The following is a 21,837-nucleotide window of genomic DNA, read 5'->3' as shown; positions in this document are numbered from 1 at the left end:
ACGTTCAAAAGAACAATCACAGGGAGGGCAATACATTGACAGTTATTAATAAGGTACAGCAAACAGTTACAGGATTAAAAACTGCACAGGCGAGCTTGGAAGGTTTTGCGTTGGATACCGATAACCAGCAAGCGAAACAACTGTACAAAATGTGTGCGCAGCAAACTCAAGCAGTCATTGACACTTTAACACCACGCATGCAGGAAATTATGCAGGAAGAGCCACAATATAATCAGTAAAATATTACACAATTCCTAAAAGTCTAGAAAGTGCAATGTCTTCCTAGGAATTAAAAAAAATTTTCAACAAACAGAGTGATGCATTCATCACTCTGTTCCCTTTGAATAGTTCGGAGGAAATGATAATGACTGTATTTACAAATGTAAAAGCAACCCTCGCAAGTGCAAAGGCTATTCAATCTGAATTCAGTCGTCTAGCTCAAATAACAAAGGACCAAGAGGCAAGTGCCATTTTTCATGAATGTATGATGGAGATTGATGATGTCATACATGACCTTCAGCAAAGAATTGAATTTATGAAGGCTGAAGAGCTGCAATATAGGAATTCGTAAGGGGGATACAGATGATGGATGTCCCAAGTTGGCTTGAAATCATTATAAGATCGTCTATACTCGTATTTGTCCTTTTTTTGCTGACGAAAGTTCTTGGGAAAAAACAACTATCCCATCTATCGTTTTTTGAATATATCGCCGGCATTACTATTGGTAGTATCGCTGCTGAAATATCTACAGGTCTTGAGAGTAATTTTATGAATGGTGTTTACAGTTTGCTCGTTTGGACAGCTATTCCTTTTATTGCAGGGTTTATTGGCATGAAAAGTAAAAAAGCACGAAGTTTTATTGAAGGCACTTCAACCGTTGTCATTAAGGAAGGAAAAATACAAGAAGAAAATTTAAGAAAAGAGCAATACTCCGTCGATGAATTAATGCAGTTACTGAGAAAGAAAAACGCCTTTCAAGTTGCTGATGTAGAATTTGCAGTTCTAGAAGCAAACGGAGATTTAAGTGTGTTGCTAAAGAAAGAGAAACAGCCATTAACTCCTACAGATTTACAACTTGATGTCGCTCCTGAAAAAGTGCCGCAAACCGTTATTTTAGAAGGGGAAATAATGGATGCTGCATTAGCTGCGAGTGGTTTAACGAGAGCATGGTTGGAGATGGAACTTGAGAAGCTGAATGTTGCTATTGATAATGTGTATGTTGGCCAAGTTGATTCATACGGACAGCTTACTGTTGATATTTATGATGATAAAATCCAAATTCCAGAGCCAAAGCCAAGGCAAAGTCTTTTAAGTGCATTAAAAAAATGTCAAGCTGATTTAGAATCTTATTCCTTGCAAACCGAATCCGAAGAGGCAAAACAAATGTATAAGAGGAATGCCAAAAAATTGGAACAAATCTTATTGAAAACAGAACATTTATTATTAAAAGGGTAAGAAAATACCCGGAAGTTCACTTATCATCCGGGTATTTCTTACCTTATTAACCTGCTCTAGCGCATATCCACCTTAAACACACAGTAAAAGTTGGATAGAGGAATGTTTATTTCATATGTCAACGACATCCAGTTGGCTCGTACATAGATGAGAAAGGCAGCTACGGTTTTTTTTATGCGTACATTTCTTCTAGTTGTTTTTGCAACTCATTATTTTCAAGATATTCATCATAAGACATTTGCTTATCGATAATACCTTTAGGAGTAATATCAATTATCCGATTGGCAGTTGTTTGAATAAACTGATGGTCATGAGATGCAAAAATAATGGATCCTTTAAAACTAATTAAGCCGTTATTAAGTGCTGTAATCGATTCTAGGTCTAAATGGTTCGTAGGCTCATCCAATAGAAGCACGTTTGAGCCACTTAGCATCATTTTCGATAACATACATCTTACTTTTTCTCCACCTGAAAGCACAGATGCTTTTTTCAACACTTCGTCACCTGAAAATAGCATTCTTCCTAGGAATCCACGCAAAAAGCTTTCGCTGTCATCTTGCGGTGAGAACTGCCTTAGCCAATCCACTAGGTTTAGATCAGTGCCTTCAAAGTATTCAGAGTTATCCTTAGGGAAATACGCTTGCGACGTTGTAACTCCCCATTTAAAAGTACCAGCATCGGGTTCCATTTCACCAGCTAATATTTTAAATAAAGTCGTTTTGGCTATTTCATTTCTACCAACTAACGCAATTTTATCATTCTTGTCCATTATGAAGCTCACATTGTCTAAAACTTTAACGCCATCTATAGTTTTAGACAGGCCCTCCACTCTTAATAGATCATTTCCGATTTCACGATTTGGGCTGAAACCTACAAAAGGATAACGTCGTGAAGAAGGCTGGATATCATCAAGTGTAATTTTATCAAGTAATTTCTTTCTTGATGTAGCTTGTTTTGATTTTGACGCATTTGCACTAAACCTTGCAATAAAAGCTTGTAGTTCTTTAATCTTTTCCTCTTTTTTCTTATTGGCATCTTGTGCCATTCTTGATGCTAGCTGGCTAGATTCATACCAGAAATCATAGTTGCCGACGTAAATTTGAATTTTACCAAAATCAAGGTCAGCAATATTGGTACATACTTTATTTAAAAAATGTCGATCGTGGGAAACTACGATAACTGTATTTTCAAAGTTAATCAAGAATTCTTCAAGCCATTGAATTGCTTTAATATCAAGGTGGTTTGTTGGCTCATCAAGAAGCAAAATATCAGGTTTTCCAAACAACGCTTGAGCCAAAAGTACTTTTACTTTTTCAGAACCTGCCAGCTCTGCCATTTTTTTAGTATGGAGTGTTTCATTGATCCCCAGACCTTTAAGCAATATTGCTGCTTCAGATTCTGCTTCCCATCCGTTTAATTCCGCAAATTCACCTTCAAGCTCGGCAGCTCTCATTCCGTCCGCTTCTGAAAAGTCAGCTTTCATATAGATAGCGTCCTTTTCTTGCATAATTTCATAAAGACGAGTGTGTCCCATTACAACCACTTTGAGTACTTCTTCATCTTCATATTGAAAGTGATCCTGTTTTAAGACAGCTAGGCGCTCACCAGGAGTAATAGAAACGGATCCTGTTTGCGGTTCAATTTCGCCTGATAATATTTTTACGAATGTCGATTTCCCAGCACCGTTTGCTCCAATTAATCCATAGCAGTTTCCAGGTGTAAATTTTAAATTTATATCTTCAAACAATTTCCTGTCTCCGTATCTGAGACTAACATTAGTTACTGTAATCAAGGTATATCCCTTCCTCCAATTATTCCATATTCCAAAACATTATAGCATGTTCTTAGTCTACATTCATAGTGGAGAAGGGTTCCTATTATCTTCCTATATCCGATACACGAAAGTTTTCTACCGATTTGGTTTAAATATAAAGTTAGCGTATAATGGAATTAATAATAAGAAGGGGGATCTTGCCATGGCTTTTAGAAGAGGACCTCAGGAACCTATTCCTGAAGAGGAAACGATTGTTTGGTCATGCACGAATGAAGATTGTTCATGTTGGATGAGGGATGCCTTTTCTTCAGATGAAAAAACTGTTTGTCCAATCTGTAAATCAGATATGGAGAAGGAAACAAGAATGCTACCGGTTATCAGTTAAATTTTATGAAAAGACTACTTTTTAATTAAAAAGCGGTCTTTTTTAATTCTTTAACATAGGTTAATGTTGATTTCCGCTCTATGGCTAGCTTTACTCTTGGGGCTCAAGAGCCTCCTTGGCACACTAACTCTACTCGTTACTCGACATGTATCCCTCCAGTGTACCCTTTGCAACGAAAATCTACAGGTTTTGCTACATGAAGTTCCGCTCTTAGTTTGCTAACTCGCCTTCACTTTTTTTATGGGGTGTCCCTTTAACCGTTTGTCACCCAGGAGTAGGGCGCGATCCTCTCCGATTTTTATGAACATTTTTCGTTCCACGAATTTTTTAATAAAAGCCATAAATACTCAATTTATAGAATATTCTTTTTTGTTTATCGTTTTATCTTTTTTCTTTGAAAAATGTGCTACTTCACTCTAGAAAATTATGATACTATAATTTTCTAAGGGGAGAAAAAAATGGATCGAAAAACAAAATTTAAAAGAATTAGGCGTCGAAGAAGAAATCGACAAATCTTTATTGGATTGCTTACTTTACTAGTTTCTTGTTTTATTATTTTGCTAGTACAGTGGAAAGATTATCAAGCTCTGAAATCTTTGAATCTACATATAAAAAAACCTGTCCCAGCTCTTGTGGAAAATGGTAATAATAAAACAAAAACCCACAAAATTATAAAGAATCAGGAAGTAAAAAACAAAAATAGTGCTCCGAAAAAAGAAGCAGAAAAACAACAAAAGGCGAGCCCAGAGATTAATATCATTTTTGCAGGCGATACCATGTTTGATTGGGATCTACGTCCAATTCTTGAGAAGAATGGTTATGATTATCCATTTGTTTATGTAAAGGATAAAGTTCAACGAGCAGATTATGCTTTTGTAAACGCTGAAACTGTTTTTACGGATAAAACTGAAAAAGATCCTTCACAGTTATTTTGGATTAAATCGGATCCAAGAGGTCTACAAGCCTTAAATAAAACTGGTTTTGATATGCTAAACCTCGGAAACAACCATACTTTGGATTATTTAAGGCCAGGACTTAATGATACACTTCAATATGTTGAACAATATGGTTTTGATTATATTGGAGCGGGACGAAATGAAGAAGAAGCATATGCTTCTAAGGAAATTGAAATCAAAGGGAAGAAGTTTCGATTCTTCTCATTTGTTCATTTTCTTCCTGATGTTAATTGGATTGCGAAAAATGATAGGTCCGGTATTCCGAATGGCTATGATCTCGAACTAATTAAAAAGACGATTTTGGAGCAAAAAGGTGACTCAGATTATACGATTGTCTATTTTCATTGGGGAAAAGAGAAGCAAAATATTCCTGTCGACTATCAGTATGAATATGTCAAGGAACTTCAAAAAACTGGTGTTGACTTAATCATTGGATCTCACCCTCACTGGCTACAAGGGTTTCAATATTATAATGGCATGCCAGTTGCATACTCCCTCGGCAATTTTTTATTTCCGCCTTATGTAAAAAATGAATCAGCGCAAACAGGCTTGTTGAAGGTTACGTTTAAAGGCGATCAAATTAAAATGAACTTTGACCCATATATCATTTCAAAAGGGCAAATAATTCCTGTTGAAAATGCTGAACGAGATCAATTTCTTCGGTATTTGCAATCTATTTCTTTCGATGTGGAAATTTCGAATACAGGAGATATTATTCCGAAATAATCAATATTAACCGGCTAAGGCCGGTTTTTTTATTTTTTTCGTACATGATTTCTTAAGAAATAGGGGATATCAACTAATAGATAATAAAAAGGGAGGACCGTCACATGAGTATACTAAATAATGGAGAGGGAAAACTTCCAGATCAACTATCGTCTTATTGGCTTAAATCAACAAAACCTCCATCATTTCCTTCAATTGAAAACGATTTACAAGTAGATGTTGTAATTGTAGGTGGGGGAATTACAGGAATTACAACTGCATATTTGCTAGTAAAAGAAGGGTTTCAAGTAGCGGTAATTGAAGCTAGTACTATTTTTAACGGAACTACAGGACATACGACGGCAAAAGTTACAGCTCAACACGGATTAATCTATGATGAATTCATTCAACATTTTGGTGAAGAAAAAGCACGGCTTTATTATGAAGCGAATAAAGAAGCCGCAGAACATATTGCTGAGTTAATTCATTTGCACGGTATTGACTGCGACTTTAAAAAAGAAGATGCATATGTATATACGAACTCTAATGATTCTATACAAAAACTGAAAAATGAATATGAGGCATATAAAAGATTGGGAATAGAAGGTGAATATGTTGACAGTCTGCCTTTAGATATTGGAAATATAAAAGGTGCCGTTGTCATGAAAAACCAAGCGCAGTTCCACCCACTCCATTATTTAACGCAGCTTGTGGATTTTATTAAGGAAAGTGGAGGAGAAATATACGAACAGTCAGTTGCTACCCACATGGATATAAGCGAAAAGCCAATTGTCCATTTAAGAAACGGAGCAAAAATTACGGCACAACACGTTATATCTGCTTCACATTTTCCTTTTCATGATAATCGAGGATATTTTGCACGACTCCATCCTAAACGGTCATATGTAGTTGCAGCGAAACCAGAAAAATCATTCCCTGGTGGTATGTATATTAATGCAGAAACACCTACAAGATCGATACGGTCTGTAAATGTAGAAGGTGAAGAAGTACTACTATTTAGTGGAGACGGCCATAAAACTGGGCAAGGAGAACCTGAAAAAGAGCACTATGAAGCATTAGAGAAATTTGCAAAAGATGAATTTGGGGCAAAAGAAATATTATACAGATGGTCTGCTCAAGATCTTGTGACGGACGATAAAGTTCCATATATCGGATGTAGCAATGAAGATGATAAACGTGTACTCGTAGCAACTGGTTTTAGGAAATGGGGAATGACAACGAGTATGGTAGCCGCACAACTGATGAAGGATATATTAATAGGTAAAGCCAACCGATATAAAGATTTATTTGCTCCTTCCCGATTCACAGCAGACCCTGGACTCAAAACAATGGTTAAGGAAAATGTGAATGTAGCGACAAATCTAATTAGCGGAAAATTGAATCGACCTGATAAAGAAATAAAGGATGTTAAAGAAGGCGAAGGAGCTGTTGTATCCATTAAAGGTGGCCGTGCTGGTGCCTTTAAAAAAATGGATGGCCAATTATTTATAGTAGATACAACATGCACCCATATGGGATGTGAAATAAATTGGAATAGTGCAGATCAGACTTGGGACTGTCCGTGCCACGGTTCCAGATTCTCTGTAGAAGGTGAAGTAATAGAAGGTCCAGCGGAAAGACCACTAAAGAGAATTGATCCAGATAGTATTGATTACACAACATCTTAATTTTGTTAAAAGCTGTCATGTTAATTGGTGAAAACTGATTAATCATGACAGCTTTTTTATTTTTATTATATAGAAGTATAGGTGAGCTTATATGATCCCTTGCTGAATATTAAATACGAATTTTCATAAAAACGAACAAAGAATGAACTAAAGATTTTGAGAAAAACAGGAAACGCCATAGTCAATGTCGTACTAATATTTGAAGAAGAAATAGAAAATTCAAAAGTTAACAAAAAAGGAAGAGGGATGGAAATGACTGGACGATTACAAGGAAAAGTTGTCATCATAACTGGAGCAACAAAAGGAATTGGAAAAGGGATCGCATATATATGTGCAAAAGAAGGTGCTAATGTTATTGTTAACGGAAGAAATGAAGAAGCGGGAAAAAAGGTAGCTGAACATATTGAACAAGAGTATGGTACAAAGGCAGTATTTATTCAAAAAGATATTTCATCAGAATCAGGCTGTCGTGAATTAATCGAAGAATCTATATTACATTTTGGTCGGATTGATGGTCTTGTAAATAATGCGGGAATCTTTCCTAGAGGTACCATACTAGAAACAACTGAGGATTTATTCGATACGATTTTTGACGTAAACATAAAAGGTCCATTTTTTTGCTCTAAATATGCAATTAATGAAATGCTGAAGACTGGCGGAGGATCAATTGTACAAATCGGCTCGACTAATGCTTATAGCGGCATGGAAAATTTAGTCGCCTATTCGTGTTCAAAAGGTGCGATGCGTACATTAAATAAGAGTATAGCCTCTCATTATGCTAAACATAAAATAAGATCTAATTGGATTACTGTTGGCTGGGTTGCATCCGAAGGTGAAATCGAACTTCATGAAAGTATGGGTACGAGTGAAGAAGAACTAAAAAAATGGGCAGAAAGTGTAATCCCAACAGGCGAAATGCAAACTGAAGAAGATATGGCTTATGGCGTAGTTTATTTATTAGCCGATGAATCAAAGCAAGTAACAGGAACAGAATTGCATATTAATGGAGGATTGAGTTTATAAAAAAATAGGTTATCCAACATAACTACTGATTGAAAGGAAAGAAATCAGATGAAGCACATGGACCTTACATCCAATAATGACCGAACTTACTGGATCGAAACAATGTGTAAGATTGCAGATCCTGTTCTCCACGCTTTGTCCGAAAAACAATTAAAAATAAGAATGCCGATAGAAACAAAAGGATTAGATCGGGATAAATATAGTTATTTAGAAGCGTTTGGAAGATTAATATGTGGGTTGGCTCCTTGGCTGGAAACAGGTCCTATCGATGGGGAAGAAGGGACGTTAAGAGAAAACTACGCTCAATTAGCTAGAGCATGCATTAATGCTGCTACAGACCCAGATTCACCTGATTTTATGAATTTTACTCAAGGCCATCAACCAATCGTTGATACGGCTTTTTTGGCACATGCCATTCTTAGAGCCCCTAAGGAACTTTGGGAAAAACTTGAGCCTCGGGTACGTAAAAATTTGGTGAGTGCACTAAAATCCACAAGAAGACTAAAACCTTTTTTTAGCAATTGGCTATTATTTTCAGCAATGATTGAAACAGCTCTTTACCTTATGAATGAAAAAGATTGGGATCGAATGAGGATAGATTATGCATTAAAGCAACATGACCAATGGTATAAAGGTGATGGTATATACGGAGATGGACCAGAATTTAGAATGGATTATTATAATAGCTATGTCATTCAGCCAATGATGGTAGATATCATTGAAGTATTGGGAGATAAAGAATCTGATTGGCGGGAAATGAAAGAGAGGATCATTCATAGAGCGAAAAGATTCGCTATTATTCAAGAAAGAAGCATTTCACCTGAAGGAACGTTTCCTGTTGTAGGGAGATCACTTGCTTATCGTTTTGGAGCATTTCAACATTTAGCACAGATGGCTTTGCAACAAAAAATGGATGAAAGCTTGGAACCGGCACAAATACGTTGCGCATTAACTGCAGTTATGAAAAGGGTGATAGAAATGCCAGGTACTTTTGATGAAGAGGGATGGCTGCAAATTGGCTTATGTGGTCATCAACCTGAATTAGGAGAAATTTATATCTCAATTGGAAGCTTATATTTATGTTCAACTATTTTCTTGCCGCTTGGCTTGTCACCTGATGCACCATTTTGGCAAGGGCAAGCCGATTGGACGGCAAAACGTGCTTGGTCCGGAGAAACAATTTCGATTGATTATGCAGATAAAGTAAGGTGAAGAAAACGTCTTGTTTTTCTTCACCTTACTTTAATAAAAGTGCATGGTTTTAATAACGCATTTTTTATCTTATACAGAAAAGCAAGACAATTTTATTACCAGTGCTTTTTTATAAATTCATCCCTACCTGATTTTTCTCTATCTGCTAAATACTCAGCTTTATTTTTCTTATAAAAATCTTGGTGATAATCTTCAGCTATGTAAAAAGTTTGAGCTGGCAAGATTTCAGTAACGATGGGCTTTTGAAATTTGCCGCTTGAAGCTAGCTTTTCTTTTGATAATTCAGCAGCCGTTTTTTGTTCATTGTCTTGGTAAAATATCGCGGTACGATAGGAAGAACCTCGATCTTGAAATTGTCCTTCGGCGTCAGTTGGATCAATTTGTTGCCAATAAATTTCTAATAATTGTTCATATGAAAAAACTTTTGGATCATATGTGATTTGAACGACCTCATAATGGCCGGATTCTCCAGTTTTTACATCTTCGTATGTTGGGTTTTCAAGATGGCCCCCCATATAGCCAGAAATTACACTCTCAATTCCATCCCATTGGTCAAATGGTTTTACCATACACCAAAAACAGCCTCCTGCAAATGTAGCAGTATGTAATTTTCTCTCCATTCATACAACTCCTCTTTCCAATTCCTTATGGATAATATCATACCATGTTAAAGAAATATATGTTAGCTATGAAAATGTTGGCAGTAATAAAGGATAATTTACTACAAACAATAAAAATGTCCACTATGGACAATGCATATAAAAGGAGCCTTGTCTGTGAATAAAAAATCCATTTTTTCAACAAGAAAATTTACAGGAAAAAATCCTAATATGATGTGGGTACCAATATTAACTACGGTTGGAATAAGTGCTGCCATTTATGGCCTTCGCAAATACAAGAACGGGAAATGGATGACACCTATCCAGAATGTCATGAAGAAGTTCCAAAACACAGGGATGCAAAATGTACTTGCCGGAGCGACTGCCAATCCTCTTACTGAGTTTTCCCAGGAACTTTCCAGTATTATGACTTCTGGAGGGGCTGCACAAAATACCGCTTCTAATACTGCGCAGCAAAATGCAACAGGTACAGCTCAACAAAATGCAACAGGTACAGCTCAGCAAAATGCTATGAGTAGTACTCAACAAAATACGCAAGGAAATACAGCACAACAGAGTACAGCAACAAACATGATGGGTCAACAAAATACAAAACAACAAAAGTAATCTCAAAAGTGAACTGTCCCAATTTGAAGCTTAACCAATTGGGACAGCCACTTTAAGTAGGAGGCATGGGTATGATAAAAAAATTAATAGTAATAGTAATAGTTATAATGGTATTCGAAATGTTTTTCATATTATTACCTCCTACAGGAGCAGTAGAACACGATAGAACATTTTTTGAAAAAACAGGAGATGTTATTTGGGAAGTACCTACTGATAAAAAAGTAATCGCTTTAACATTTGATGACGGTCCACATTCAAAATATACTCCGCAAGTTTTAGATTTACTTGCAAAATATAATGCAAAGGCTACTTTTTTTGTCATTGGGGAACACGCTGAGGAATTTCCGGAAATCATTCAACGACAGATACGAGAAGGCCATGAAATAGCGAATCATACGTATAGCCACTATAAAAGACAAAATGACACAATTGACGAAATCCGCCTGGAATTAAAAAAAACGGATGATATTATTTTAAAGCTTACTGGAACAAGAACTGCTTTTTTTCGCCCTATAGGTGGTAACTATAATGATATGATCATCAATACAGCAGTCAAAGAAGGTTATCGAGTAATTATGTGGTCTTGGCATCAAGACACGGAAGATTGGAAGGGAGTAAGTGCAAGAAGAATCTCAAAAAAAGTTTTAAATAATTATCGACCTGGTGATATCATCCTTTTTCATGATGCAGGAGGTAACCGATCACAAACTGTGAAAGCGTTGAAAAAAATTATTCCTAAATTAATTGATGATGGATATGAATTAGTTACCGTATCCGAATTACTTCAAATGACAGGTATAGATGATGTTGACCCTCAATAACATATTTCCAATTTCTAAATATTAAAACGATTTAGATGACATTTATATTTTTGTCATTTATGATTATAATTAATTACGGGTTACTAAATGTTTTTTGTTTGGCTGGGGGTAATTAAAATGGGGAAAGTGCTATCTTATTTAAAGCCATATCGATTGACAATGTCAATTGCATGGATGCTTATGCTAACGGAGCTGATTGTAGAACTTTGGCATCCAATGTTTATGGCGAAGATTATTGACGAAGGAATACTTAAAGAAGATTTAGGGGTAGTGATGAAGTGGGGAGGGGTTATGGTAGGTTTGTCTATGCTAAGTTTTTTGGCGGGCATTACGAATTCTTTTTTCTCCTCATATGCAGCACAAGGATTTGGATTTGATTTAAGGGCAGCACTATTTAAAAAAATACAATCGTTTTCATTCCATAACTTGGCCCGCTTTCAATCGTCATCACTCATTACGCGATTAACAAATGACATTACTCAAGTACAGAATACTGTTTTTATGAGTTTGAGAATAGCGCTTAGAGCGCCATTATTGGTCATTGGTGGAGCGACGATGGCATTATTTGTTAATGTGAAACTTGCACTATTTTTAATATTTCCAATCCCAATTTTAGTCATTTTATTAATTTGGATGCTGAATAAAAGCGGCAGATTATTTAAAATTGTTCAAGAAAAATTAGATAAAGTAAACAATGTTATGCAAGAAAATTTAACCGGGATGCGTTTAATAAAGGCATTTATCAGGAAAAAATTTGAAGAAAAGCGTTTTGGAAATGCGAATGAACAATTACGAGATCAAACGGTTAAAGTATTACGACTTGTCGAATTAATTGGACCGATTCTTTTATTTGTCATGAACGTTGGAATATTATTTATTCTTTGGGTAGGTGTAATTGAAGTAAACCAAAGCAAGGTTAACGTAGGAGAAGTCGTTGCCATAGTAAATTATGGCTTTCGTATTACGATGGCGCTTTCAATGCTTTCGTGGATCATCATGGCTTTTTCAAGAGGGAAGGCATCCTCAGAGCGGATTTCAGACGTTCTTGTGACATCCGCAGATTTTGAGAATACCACTAAAGGGTCATCCGAAATCATTGGATTTGGAAAAGTAGAATTTAATAATGTTAGTTTCAAATATCCTGGTTCGGACACTTATGTATTATCCAATATTTCGTTTACTGCAAAACCGGGAGAAACGATCGCCATTATGGGAGCAACTGGATCAGGTAAATCAACACTATTTCAACTTGTTCCAAGATTATATGATGTAACGAGCGGTTCAATTAAAATTGATGGCATGGATATAAAAAAGATGGATCTTAATTCGTTGCGTAAGCAAATTGGATTTGTTCCCCAAGAATCTATCCTTTTTACGGGCTCTGTAGAAAATAACATTGGCTGGGGAAAAGAAGGCGCCTCTATGGAGGATATTATCGGAAGTACAACAGATGCACAAATTCACGAAACAATTCAAAGGCTGCCGGATATGTATGATACGAGGATCGGACAAAAAGGAGTTAATTTATCCGGTGGGCAAAAACAAAGAATTTCCATTGCCCGTGCTCTAATAAGAAAACCAAAACTTCTCTTTTTAGATGATAGTACGAGTGCTCTTGATTTGAAGACAGAGGCTAAATTGTTGGCGTCTTTACAAAAATACGATTGTACGACATTTATTATTACACAAAAAATTAGTACTGCTAGAGAAGCAGATCAGATTTTGTTGCTGGATGATGGAAAGTTAATTGCAAGCGGAGAACATGAACGTCTAATGAGAACCTCTGCATTATATCGTGATATCTATAGATCCCAGTTTGCGAAGGAGGGGTTAGCGGATGTCCAATAAGAAACAATCATTAAAAGTGAAAAATTTAAAGCTAACATTAGTAAGAATATGGAAGTATTTAGATTTTTACAGAAGTCAGTTATTTCTTGTATTAATTATGGTTCTTCTCAGTTCAGGTTTAGGTTTATTAGGACCTTATTTAATTGGGAGAACAGTAGATGAGTATATTGCAAAACATAGTGGGAATATGCTTATTTTTATACTTATTGTAATTGGAGCTGTCTATTTTTGTTTCTCTCTATCAAGCTTTCTGCAAAACTATTGGATGATTGGAATAGGTCAAAAAACAGTTTTTACAATGAGGAGTCAACTTTTTAGTCAGCTCCATCGTCTTCCCATTAAATTTTTTGATAAAAGACAGCACGGAGAGCTAATGAGTCGGTTGACGAATGATATTGATAATGTGAGCCAAACGTTAAACAGCTCAGTAATTCAAATATTTTCAAGTGTATTAACCCTTGTTGGTACTGTTACTGTTATGCTTGTACTTAGCCCTTTGCTGACACTTATTACAATGACAATCATCCCTTTAATGTTTTATGGCATGAAATGGATTACGAATCGTACAGGTAGATTGTTTAAAGAACAACAAAGACATTTAGGGGAAATAAATGGTTTTATTCAAGAAACAATCTCTGGACAGACGATTGTCAAAACATTTTCTCAAGAGCAAAATATGATAGATGAATTTATGGAAAAAAATGAAAGACTTCGAAAAGCCGGTTATTGGGCACAAACATATTCTGGTTTTATTCCAAAGCTAATGAATATGTTAAATAACTTAAGCTTTGCCATTATAGCGGGGGCTGGAGGCTGGTTAGTAATTCGCGGACATATCACGATTGGGACCATTATCATATTTACGGAATACTCACGCCAGTTTACTCGTCCATTGAATGATTTAGCTAACCAATTCAATACGTTATTATCGGCAGTAGCGGGAGCAGAACGGGTATTTGAAATATTAGATGAAGAAGAAGAGAAGGATCTTGTCGACGGTGAAAACTTAGATAATGTAGTTGGTGAAGTTGAATTTAACAATGTTTCCTTTTCTTATGGAGAAGACGATCAAACAATTAAAAACGTTAGTTTTCATGCATTGCCTGGAGAAACGATTGCTTTGGTTGGACCGACTGGGGCAGGTAAAACAACGATTATTAATTTGTTGGCACGCTTTTATGATCCTGATGAAGGAAAAATACTAATCGATAGCTATGATATTGGACTCGTTAAACGAAATAACCTTCGTAGTAAAATGGGATTCGTACTTCAAGATTCTTATTTGTTCCAAGGAACGATTCGTGAAAATATTCGCTATGGAAAATTAGATGCATCAGATATTGAAGTGGAAAAAGCCGCGAAAATGGCTAATGCCCATTCATTCATAATGAAGCTTCCAATGCAATACGATACAGTATTAAAGCAGGATGGGAGTGGGATAAGCCAAGGACAGCGTCAACTCCTATCAATTGCAAGAGCAATGTTATCCGATCCTTCGTTGCTCATACTTGATGAAGCTACAAGTAATATCGATACTATTACTGAAATGAAAATTCAAGAGGCTTTGTATCGTTTGATGAAAGGGCGAACAAGCGTCGTCATTGCCCATCGACTGAATACAATTCAAAATGCTGACCAAATACTAGTTTTAGACAATGGACTATTAATTGAACACGGGAACCACGAATCACTCTTAAAAAATAGAGGTTTTTATTATAGCCTTTACAATAGTCAATTGAAGCAAGAAGTTGGATCATAATTTGATGAAAAAAGCCTGGCCTTCGTTTTTAGAAGTGCCAGGCCTATTTTTATATATATTTTATAGTCTTTGAATTAATATTCTTCCTTCTCCCTAATATGGGTTTTAGTAAATTCAGCCTTGTCAGGATCAAAGTATTTTTCAGTGTATTTTGCTACGAAACGATCGCTTTCTAAATATCCTGAGCCCCAGGTTGGATCCATGATGAGCCACTTTCCATCTACTTTTGTTTCAACCCATGCATGGTTTTCTTTTGAGACTCCTGTCCCAGCTTGGCCTGCTATGAATCTAGCTTCAATATTATTTGCTCTTAGTAGGGCTACAGCTAAATAAACGTAATCTTGGCAAACTCCTTTTTTAGTCGATAACGTTTTTAATGCGTTATCATCCCATTCAAATTCACTATTTTTATATTTCTCTACATCATAAGAAATATTTTTAGCTACGTATTCATAAACTGCTTTAGCCTTTTCCTTGTCACTTTTTGCATTTTTCGTAATTTCATGTGAAAGTGCAATGATTTCAGGTGCATCAGATTGAATGCCTCTTGAAGGAAGTAAATCCCGATTGTCTTCTTTTGCAATATTGATCACCTTTAATGCAGCAATAGAAGAAAAACTGAAATATGATTTATTAGTAGGATTAATTTCAGGGACATTGATTGTTATTTCATATTCGCCTGGCCCAAATCGTAGATAAATAGATTCGTCAAAGTGAAAATGATGAATCGGAACAACATCTAAAGCCTCATCAGATCCCTTTTTTGTTTTAATATATAAATGTGTTAATTGATCAACATTCATTGTTCTTGAATCAATAGTGCCCTTAATTGGTAACATTAAGTCGACTTCATATCCACCGTATATTGGAGCTTCGAGGTTAATCCCTTTTTCTTCATATCCACGATGATATTCAATCGGCTTCATATTTTTTGAGGATGTATTGTGAACTTTAAATGTACTTCCATATTGATAGCGATTTTCCAGCTTTTTGTCAGGTAAAAGAACATGGACATTATACACTCCTTCTCCGAAATAGAGGGGGAGTTCAAATGAAAAACTTCCATTTGATACTGGTATAATATGTTGCCATGAATCCTCTTCCTTTTCGATTTGAAGCATGACTGAACTCTCAGCTACTTTACCCGAAACATGAATCATTTCATTTTCCTCAACGAGTCCTGTATTAGGTTCGTTAATATGTAGTCCTGCGTCTAAACCGTAAGGGGTGTATGAAATATCGCGAATCATGTTTGTATCCGTATTCATTACTTCAAATGCAGCTAATTCCGAGTAATAATTTTCTTGGTCTGTACTAGGAAGTAACACTTGAACTGAATATTTACCGTTACCATTAAAAAAATGAATAGATTGTGAAAATCGACCATCTTTTACTGGTGAATAATATTCAAAGGTCTCATCTTTGTCCAGATGTTTCAGTTTAATCCAAGCATATTTTCCTTTTAAAAGATCATATTTCTTAACCGTTCCAGATATAGTAAATTCCTTTTCTACTTCAAAATCATCGTAAAGTGGTTTAGTGAGTGATGCATCTACGACATCAGCAAAGGTAGTAAGTTGGATTGGTTTATGTTCAATTTCGTTACTTTTTGTCTCTGCTAAGCTAGTATATTTATTAACTGACTCTTTCTTGTTGCTAACACGTTCATCTTTTTTTGGTTCTTTGGGCAAATCAGATGTTTCATTATTGCATGCTGTATTAATAAAAAGAATTGAAAGAAGGATCAAAAACAGTAGTTTCCAATTTTTCAAAAAGAATTCTCCTTTCAGATGAACTTGCTATATATATACCATAATCGTTAGAGTAGTTACAATGTAATACTCTCAATTTTTTTAAAATGAGAACTATTTCACTAGAAAAACTACTATAATGAAACTATGATGATAAAAAGAGTTAGGGGAGGAACGAATATGAATACATATCATCCAACACCAATTTTTAGAATCTTTGATGAAAAAAAAGCAATGGAATTTTACGTGGAGTTTTTAGAGTTTAAAGTAGATTGGACACATCGCTTCGATGAAAACACACCTTTATATATACAAATATCTTCAGGTCAATGTATTCTTCATTTATCAGAACACCACGGCGACGCGGCACCAGGATCTTCAGTTCGAATTAAGGTAGATAATATTAAGTCGTTACATGAAAAACTTATTTCGAAAAACTATAAGTATGCAAGACCAGGTATTGAAGAGAAGCCTTGGGATACGCTTGAGATTACTGTAGGTGATCCATTTTATAATCGAATCACTTTTTATGAGGATAAAATCGATTAAAGTTTTCATTTAAGTCGCTATTGATGAAATTCTCAATCAACTTTATAATTGTTTTTATTAGCTTTTTTTTTTATAAGGATTATTACCCTAAATTTTTGTATTTAGACCTACGCTGTCCAGCTACAGCGCCTATCGACTATCAAACTTCTTGTCGTTATCCAATGATTGTTCTACATAGACTCGTCATTTTGGTCCTGTCGAGTTTCCTAGACCCCGAAGTTTGTACGTTGATGTGCAAGGCACTGGAGCTTTTCTAATTAGTGAGGGGGGAGTTCAAGTTGCCGATTAATATACCACTTAGAATGCCGGCAAGAGAAATATTAGAAAAAGAGAAAATCTTCGTGATGGATGAGGAGCGAGCAACTACTCAAGACATTCGCCCTTTGAATATCTTAATCTTAAATTTAATGCCTGAAAAACAGAAGACAGAGGTTCAATTGTTGCGCCTTCTAGGAAATACACCTTTACAGGTGAATATTTCTTTTCTTCATATGGAAACGCATCAATCAAAAACGGTCAGCAAGTCTCATCTCGACCAGTTTTATACGACGTTTTCAGCTATTAAAACGAAATATTTTGATGGGATGATTATTACAGGTGCACCAATCGAACATTTACCATTTGAGGCTGTAACATATTGGGAAGAATTGAAACAAATTATGGAGTGGACAAAAGATCATGTCACTTCCACGATGCATATTTGTTGGGGAGCACAAGCTGCTTTATTTTATCATTATGGAATTGAAAAATATGAACTATCCGAAAAATGTTCAGGGATTTATCAGCATAGGATAGATGATCCGACTGTAAAATTATTCAGAGGATTTGATGATGTGTTTTTTGCTCCACATTCACGGAATACAAGTGTGCAAAGTGATGTGATAAAATCCCATCCAGAATTGTCATTATTATCTGAAGGCGAAGCAGGGCCGTTTATCATATTATCAAAAGATGAAAAGAATATTATGATAACAGGTCACCTTGAATATGAGACGACGACATTGGCTGAAGAGTATAAACGGGATATCAATAAGGGAATCGATATTCAGCCACCAGAAAATTATTTTCCGAACGATGATCATACAAAACCACCTGTCAATACTTGGCGGTCACATAGCCATTTATTATTTTCGAATTGGCTTAATTATTACGTATATCAAGAAACACCATTTGACTGGAGCTAAGAGAACTTATGGACCGTATCGGCCCATAAGTTTTTTATATAGGAAGTCGTAGGAGGAGAAGATGTGAAAGTAGATAATAGTAATATTCATAAGTCGTATTTATTAGCTTTTATTAATCAAACTTATGATATTGGCGAGGGACAAAAAATTGAATTTATTCCAAAAGGCGAAGAGGGATATTGTTATTCTCTTGAAACTAAATCTAGAGGATTGTATTTTGTAAAAGCGACCAAAACGGTAAGGAATCTATCACCATCATTATCTGCAATCTATTTTTTACACTTCCGCGAAAAAAGAACATATTTACTGCCACCGATTCAATCAAAAGCGGGTGAAGTCGTTGAACATTTTGACTCATATCAAATATCAGTTTTTCCTTATATTAATGGGAATTCTATTTACGAAGGAAAACTTACTTTATCCGACACATCTAAAATTGCTTTTATGGTAGCTGATTTACATAAGATTGAGCAAAACAAAGTAAGTGATCTACTTCATGAACAATTTGACAATCCTTTTGAAAAAAACATCTTAAAATTAATGCATACTTTAGAGATGAATGATAAGACAGAATCTATCTTTAGACAACAGGCACGGGAATTATTCGCGACAGAGCAGGACGATATTTATGCAACTTTACGGCATATGAGAGCAATGCAAAAACAAATACAATCTTTGCCATTATCCTTTTCAATTACTCATGGAGATCCAAATTATGCGAATATTATGCGAGATTCAAATGGAAATCTGCACTTAATAGATTGTGAGTGGCTTGAATATGGACCCATTGAACGAGATATAATGGCCTTTACTGAAAATGAATATTTCGAACAGTTCCTTTTAGAATATTTACAATATCATCAGAATGCTAAATTACATTTAGAAGTATTTGAGTTTTATTTATATCGATGGGCTTTACAAGAAATCTCAGATTATGGATCACAGCTTTTTTTCGGTTCGACAGGGGATGAGGAAAATGAACATGCCTGGAAGGAATTGCAGCCTTATTTGCCAATCCCGCATGAGGAAATTAGAAAAAGTCTTAAAAACATTAAAAGGAGCTGGTTAAATGTTAAAATTAACAAAATACAATGATTACAAAAACTTCAAATCAGATGTTTTGTCCTATCTAAATAAAAATGAAGTAGAGAACAATCTTCCCATAGGTGTTCTAGAATCATTAACAGAGGAATCCACTGTTTATCTGATGGCTACGATCACACGAGAAGACAAAATTGTGTTAGTACTATTGCAAACACATCCTTTGCAAATTATTTTATCGAAACCACCTATTATGTCCGATCATGTGATTTCTGAAATTGCACGTTTATTAAGTGAAAATATAGATGATATTCCTGGTTTGATTGGTGAAAAGACTTTTACCGATAAAATGGTCAATATTATTGATAAATCGGCATACTTTGTTCAAATGAATCAAAGAATTTATGAATTGACGAAAGTGAAAAAGGAACCAAGTTCATTTGGTAATCTCCGTTTAGTGAAAATGGAAGATTTTCCATTAATAAAGCAATGGGTCTATCTGTTTTGTGAAGAAATTGGAGAGAAAATAAGTTTGCAAGAATCCGAGGAAAAAGCAATGCAGTTAATTACAAGTGAAAGAACGTATGCTTGGGAAGTGGATGGAAGCATTGTGACGATGGCAAGTACAAGTCGTCCAACTCGAAGTAACATTTGTATAAGCTTAGTTTTTACACCGCTTGAGAATAGAAAAAAAGGCTACGCTTCAAATTGTGTTTCTGCACTTTCACAATTAATGTTAGATAAAGGCTATAAAACAACGAGTTTATATACAGACTTGGATAATCCAACTTCTAATAAAATCTATATGGAAATTGGTTATGAACCGATCATGGATTCAATTTTATACCGGAAATGAAAGGAAAATAGAGATGAAACTTGTATCATGGAATGTAAATGGCATTAGAGCCTGTGTAAAAAAAGGATTTTTAGATTATTTTCACGAGGTAGAAGCCGACATTTTCTGTCTTCAGGAAACAAAATTACAGGAAGGACAAATTGAGCTAGAGCTTCAAGGTTACTTCCAATACTGGAATTACGCACAGAAAAAAGGGTACTCAGGAACGGCTGTTTTCTCAAAAAAACCCCCTTTAAACGTATCTTATGGAATAGGTGAAGATATGGAAGAACTTGAGGGAAGGATTCTCACATTGGAATACGAAGATTTCTTTTTAATTAATGTCTATTCACCGAATGCTCAAAGAGATTTAGCGAGACTCGATTATCGTTTGTCATGGGAAGATAGAATGCTTCAATATTTGAAAGAATTGGACAAGATCAAACCTATCGTTCTTTGTGGAGATCTAAATGTAGCTCATAAAGAAATTGATTTGCGAAATCCAAAATCAAATGTCGGCAATTCTGGTTTTACTTTTGAAGAACGGGAGAAGTTTACGACATTTCTTGAAAACGGCTTTATCGATTCCTATCGCCACTTTTATCCAGACCAAGAAGGAGCCTATACGTGGTGGTCGTATATGAACAAGGTGAGAGAGCGCAATATCGGTTGGCGAATTGACTATTTTATTGTATCTGAAAGAATTGCTGAAAAGTTAATAGATTCACAGATCCATTGTGATGTAATGGGGAGCGATCATTGTCCAGTGGTGTTAGAGATCAATGAATAAGACAGCGATTGTAACTGGGGCTTCTAGTGGATTTGGTCTACTTGCAACAATAGAGCTAGCAAAAAATGGATTTTTAGTTTTAGCAACAATGAGGAACCTACAAAATAAGGATACTATAAAAGAATTATGTAAACAGGAAAAAGTCCTTTCTAGAATTTCTTTTTTGCAGTTGGATGTAACGGATCATAAATCGATAGAAAATTTTGCTAGTCATCTAATACAATTGCCTTCTGTAGATATTCTCATCAACAATGCAGGATTTGCTTTAGGTGGATTTTGTGAGGAGACAAGCATCTTAGAATATCAAGAACAATTTCATACAAACTTTTTTGGTTTAATATCCGTAACTCAAGCAGTGCTTCCTCATATGAGGAAACAACAGAGTGGAAAAATAATCAATATTAGCAGCATCTCTGGAAAAATCGGATTTCCAGGACTTTCACCATATGTGGCATCTAAGCATGCCCTTGAAGGCTGGTCCGAATGTCTTCGGCTTGAGGTTAAACCATTTGGGATAGATGTTGCCATTATTGAACCAGGTTCATTCCAAACGAATATTTGGACAAAGGGTAAGAAGATTGCTAAAAAATCAACACTTGTTTCATCACCGTACACTTCCTATATGAAAGCAATTGAGAAGGAATTAGAGTCAGGAAAATCAAACTATGGTAATCCAAAAGAAGTGGTTCAATTGATGGTTAATTTATGCTCTAAAAAAGAACTTACAAAACTACGATATCCAATTGGAAAAGGGGTTAAGTCATCACTCTTTTTGAAAAATATTATTCCTTGGACGATTTGGGAAAGGATTTTCCATAAAAGATTAAATGTATAG

21 protein-coding genes are annotated in these 21,837 nt (G+C 35.4%); 18 read left to right on the top strand and 3 right to left on the bottom strand.

Going from position 1 to position 21,837, the window contains the following annotated elements; translation table 11 throughout:
* Nucleotides 1-35: 35 nt before the first annotated feature.
* The 3 genes from KHA93_RS06910 (at nucleotide 36) to KHA93_RS06900 (ending at nucleotide 1,455) form a co-directional block, all read left to right on the top strand.
* A complete protein-coding gene (locus tag KHA93_RS06910; protein ID WP_213110068.1) occupies nucleotides 36-239 on the top strand; it encodes a DUF1657 domain-containing protein in 204 nt (67 codons plus the stop codon).
* Nucleotides 240-364: 125 nt separating this feature from the next.
* Nucleotides 365-571 carry a DUF1657 domain-containing protein gene (locus tag KHA93_RS06905; protein ID WP_213110067.1) on the top strand — a complete coding sequence of 69 codons (207 nt, stop codon included), beginning with the start codon at nucleotides 365-367 and terminating at the stop codon, nucleotides 569-571.
* Nucleotides 572-582: 11 nt separating this feature from the next.
* On the top strand, nucleotides 583-1,455 hold the full coding sequence (locus KHA93_RS06900; protein ID WP_213110065.1) for a DUF421 domain-containing protein: 873 nt from the start codon (nucleotides 583-585) through the stop codon (nucleotides 1,453-1,455).
* A 172-nt stretch (nucleotides 1,456-1,627) separates the two neighbouring features.
* Here the strand turns inward: KHA93_RS06900 and KHA93_RS06895 are convergent, their stop codons facing one another.
* The gene (locus KHA93_RS06895) at nucleotides 1,628-3,247 is read right to left on the bottom strand and encodes an ABC-F family ATP-binding cassette domain-containing protein (RefSeq protein ID WP_213110064.1); all 1,620 of its coding nucleotides are present in this window, start codon (nucleotides 3,245-3,247) and stop codon (nucleotides 1,628-1,630) included.
* A gap of 184 nt (nucleotides 3,248-3,431) precedes the next feature.
* Here KHA93_RS06895 and KHA93_RS06890 point away from each other — a divergent pair, with 184 nt between their 5' ends.
* The 5 genes from KHA93_RS06890 to KHA93_RS06870 all read left to right on the top strand — a co-directional run bounded on the left by KHA93_RS06890 (nucleotide 3,432) and on the right by KHA93_RS06870 (nucleotide 9,198).
* Nucleotides 3,432-3,614: a cold-shock protein gene (locus KHA93_RS06890; protein WP_213110063.1), complete on the top strand. Its 183-nt coding sequence runs from the start codon at nucleotides 3,432-3,434 to the stop codon at nucleotides 3,612-3,614.
* Nucleotides 3,615-4,072: 458 nt separating this feature from the next.
* Nucleotides 4,073-5,296: a CapA family protein gene (locus KHA93_RS06885; protein WP_213110061.1), complete on the top strand. Its 1,224-nt coding sequence runs from the start codon at nucleotides 4,073-4,075 to the stop codon at nucleotides 5,294-5,296.
* Between the two features lie 104 nt (nucleotides 5,297-5,400).
* Nucleotides 5,401-6,963, top strand: a complete 1,563-nt coding sequence (locus tag KHA93_RS06880; protein WP_213110060.1) for an FAD-dependent oxidoreductase — start codon at nucleotides 5,401-5,403, stop codon at nucleotides 6,961-6,963.
* A gap of 156 nt (nucleotides 6,964-7,119) precedes the next feature.
* Nucleotides 7,120-7,986, top strand: coding sequence for an SDR family NAD(P)-dependent oxidoreductase (locus tag KHA93_RS06875; protein WP_213110059.1), 867 nt, complete (start codon nucleotides 7,120-7,122; stop codon nucleotides 7,984-7,986).
* Between the two features lie 48 nt (nucleotides 7,987-8,034).
* Nucleotides 8,035-9,198, top strand: a complete 1,164-nt coding sequence (locus tag KHA93_RS06870) for a DUF2264 domain-containing protein (protein WP_233711072.1) — start codon at nucleotides 8,035-8,037, stop codon at nucleotides 9,196-9,198.
* A gap of 95 nt (nucleotides 9,199-9,293) precedes the next feature.
* Here KHA93_RS06870 and msrA read toward each other — a convergent pair whose 3' ends face one another.
* Entirely contained in the window at nucleotides 9,294-9,818 is a 525-nt protein-coding gene (msrA, locus tag KHA93_RS06865; protein WP_213110057.1) for a peptide-methionine (S)-S-oxide reductase MsrA, read from the bottom strand.
* 156 nt (nucleotides 9,819-9,974) lie between these two features.
* On the opposite strand from msrA, the gene KHA93_RS06860 reads away from it, so the two are divergent.
* The 4 genes from KHA93_RS06860 to KHA93_RS06845 all read left to right on the top strand — a co-directional run bounded on the left by KHA93_RS06860 (nucleotide 9,975) and on the right by KHA93_RS06845 (nucleotide 14,852).
* Nucleotides 9,975-10,424: a hypothetical protein gene (locus KHA93_RS06860; protein WP_213110056.1), complete on the top strand. Its 450-nt coding sequence runs from the start codon at nucleotides 9,975-9,977 to the stop codon at nucleotides 10,422-10,424.
* 71 nt (nucleotides 10,425-10,495) lie between these two features.
* A complete protein-coding gene (locus KHA93_RS06855) occupies nucleotides 10,496-11,245 on the top strand; it encodes a polysaccharide deacetylase family protein (RefSeq protein WP_213110055.1) in 750 nt (249 codons plus the stop codon).
* Between the two features lie 117 nt (nucleotides 11,246-11,362).
* A complete protein-coding gene (locus tag KHA93_RS06850; RefSeq protein WP_213110054.1) occupies nucleotides 11,363-13,093 on the top strand; it encodes an ABC transporter ATP-binding protein in 1,731 nt (576 codons plus the stop codon).
* The gene (locus KHA93_RS06845) at nucleotides 13,083-14,852 is read left to right on the top strand and encodes an ABC transporter ATP-binding protein (RefSeq protein WP_213110052.1); all 1,770 of its coding nucleotides are present in this window, start codon (nucleotides 13,083-13,085) and stop codon (nucleotides 14,850-14,852) included. The genes KHA93_RS06850 and KHA93_RS06845 overlap by 11 nt, the downstream gene beginning before the upstream one ends.
* A gap of 74 nt (nucleotides 14,853-14,926) precedes the next feature.
* Here KHA93_RS06845 and KHA93_RS06840 read toward each other — a convergent pair whose 3' ends face one another.
* Nucleotides 14,927-16,624: a transglutaminase domain-containing protein gene (locus KHA93_RS06840; RefSeq protein ID WP_213110051.1), complete on the bottom strand. Its 1,698-nt coding sequence runs from the start codon at nucleotides 16,622-16,624 to the stop codon at nucleotides 14,927-14,929.
* Nucleotides 16,625-16,783: 159 nt separating this feature from the next.
* Here KHA93_RS06840 and KHA93_RS06835 point away from each other — a divergent pair, with 159 nt between their 5' ends.
* The 6 genes from KHA93_RS06835 to KHA93_RS06810 all read left to right on the top strand — a co-directional run bounded on the left by KHA93_RS06835 (nucleotide 16,784) and on the right by KHA93_RS06810 (nucleotide 21,837).
* Complete coding sequence (locus KHA93_RS06835; protein ID WP_213110050.1) at nucleotides 16,784-17,152, top strand: glyoxalase superfamily protein; 369 nt, start codon at nucleotides 16,784-16,786, stop codon at nucleotides 17,150-17,152.
* Nucleotides 17,153-17,430: 278 nt separating this feature from the next.
* A complete protein-coding gene (gene metA / locus KHA93_RS06830; protein ID WP_213110049.1) occupies nucleotides 17,431-18,336 on the top strand; it encodes a homoserine O-acetyltransferase MetA in 906 nt (301 codons plus the stop codon).
* Between the two features lie 63 nt (nucleotides 18,337-18,399).
* A complete protein-coding gene (locus KHA93_RS06825; RefSeq protein WP_213110048.1) occupies nucleotides 18,400-19,431 on the top strand; it encodes a phosphotransferase in 1,032 nt (343 codons plus the stop codon).
* Nucleotides 19,406-20,233 carry a GNAT family N-acetyltransferase gene (locus KHA93_RS06820; protein WP_213110047.1) on the top strand — a complete coding sequence of 276 codons (828 nt, stop codon included), beginning with the start codon at nucleotides 19,406-19,408 and terminating at the stop codon, nucleotides 20,231-20,233. The genes KHA93_RS06825 and KHA93_RS06820 overlap by 26 nt, the downstream gene beginning before the upstream one ends.
* A gap of 13 nt (nucleotides 20,234-20,246) precedes the next feature.
* Entirely contained in the window at nucleotides 20,247-21,002 is a 756-nt protein-coding gene (locus KHA93_RS06815; protein ID WP_213110046.1) for an exodeoxyribonuclease III, read from the top strand.
* Nucleotides 20,995-21,837 carry an SDR family oxidoreductase gene (locus KHA93_RS06810; RefSeq protein WP_213110045.1) on the top strand — a complete coding sequence of 281 codons (843 nt, stop codon included), beginning with the start codon at nucleotides 20,995-20,997 and terminating at the stop codon, nucleotides 21,835-21,837. Before KHA93_RS06815 ends, KHA93_RS06810 begins: the two co-directional genes overlap by 8 nt.

The organism is Lederbergia citrisecunda, from assembly GCF_018343695.1.
Taxonomy (GTDB): Bacteria; Bacillota; Bacilli; order Bacillales; family Bacillaceae_C; genus Lederbergia; species Lederbergia citrisecunda.
This window is presented reverse-complemented; position numbering and strand designations above follow the sequence as displayed.

Bases quoted from the DNA above. Each gene is read 5' to 3' on its own strand.
- KHA93_RS06905 (WP_213110067.1), top strand. From the start codon at position 365: ATGACTGTATTTACAAATGTAAAAGCAACCCTCGCAAGTGCAAAGGCT.
- KHA93_RS06900 (WP_213110065.1), top strand. From the start codon at position 583: ATGATGGATGTCCCAAGTTGGCTTGAAATCATTATAAGATCGTCTATA.
- KHA93_RS06890 (WP_213110063.1), top strand. From the start codon at position 3,432: ATGGCTTTTAGAAGAGGACCTCAGGAACCTATTCCTGAAGAGGAAACG.
- KHA93_RS06885 (WP_213110061.1), top strand. From the start codon at position 4,073: ATGGATCGAAAAACAAAATTTAAAAGAATTAGGCGTCGAAGAAGAAAT.
- KHA93_RS06880 (WP_213110060.1), top strand. From the start codon at position 5,401: ATGAGTATACTAAATAATGGAGAGGGAAAACTTCCAGATCAACTATCG.
- KHA93_RS06870 (WP_233711072.1), top strand. From the start codon at position 8,035: ATGAAGCACATGGACCTTACATCCAATAATGACCGAACTTACTGGATC.
- msrA (WP_213110057.1), bottom strand. From the start codon at position 9,818: ATGGAGAGAAAATTACATACTGCTACATTTGCAGGAGGCTGTTTTTGG.
- KHA93_RS06855 (WP_213110055.1), top strand. From the start codon at position 10,496: ATGATAAAAAAATTAATAGTAATAGTAATAGTTATAATGGTATTCGAA.
- KHA93_RS06850 (WP_213110054.1), top strand. From the start codon at position 11,363: ATGGGGAAAGTGCTATCTTATTTAAAGCCATATCGATTGACAATGTCA.
- KHA93_RS06845 (WP_213110052.1), top strand. From the start codon at position 13,083: ATGTCCAATAAGAAACAATCATTAAAAGTGAAAAATTTAAAGCTAACA.
- KHA93_RS06835 (WP_213110050.1), top strand. From the start codon at position 16,784: ATGAATACATATCATCCAACACCAATTTTTAGAATCTTTGATGAAAAA.
- KHA93_RS06820 (WP_213110047.1), top strand. From the start codon at position 19,406: ATGTTAAAATTAACAAAATACAATGATTACAAAAACTTCAAATCAGAT.
- KHA93_RS06815 (WP_213110046.1), top strand. From the start codon at position 20,247: ATGAAACTTGTATCATGGAATGTAAATGGCATTAGAGCCTGTGTAAAA.
- KHA93_RS06810 (WP_213110045.1), top strand. From the start codon at position 20,995: ATGAATAAGACAGCGATTGTAACTGGGGCTTCTAGTGGATTTGGTCTA.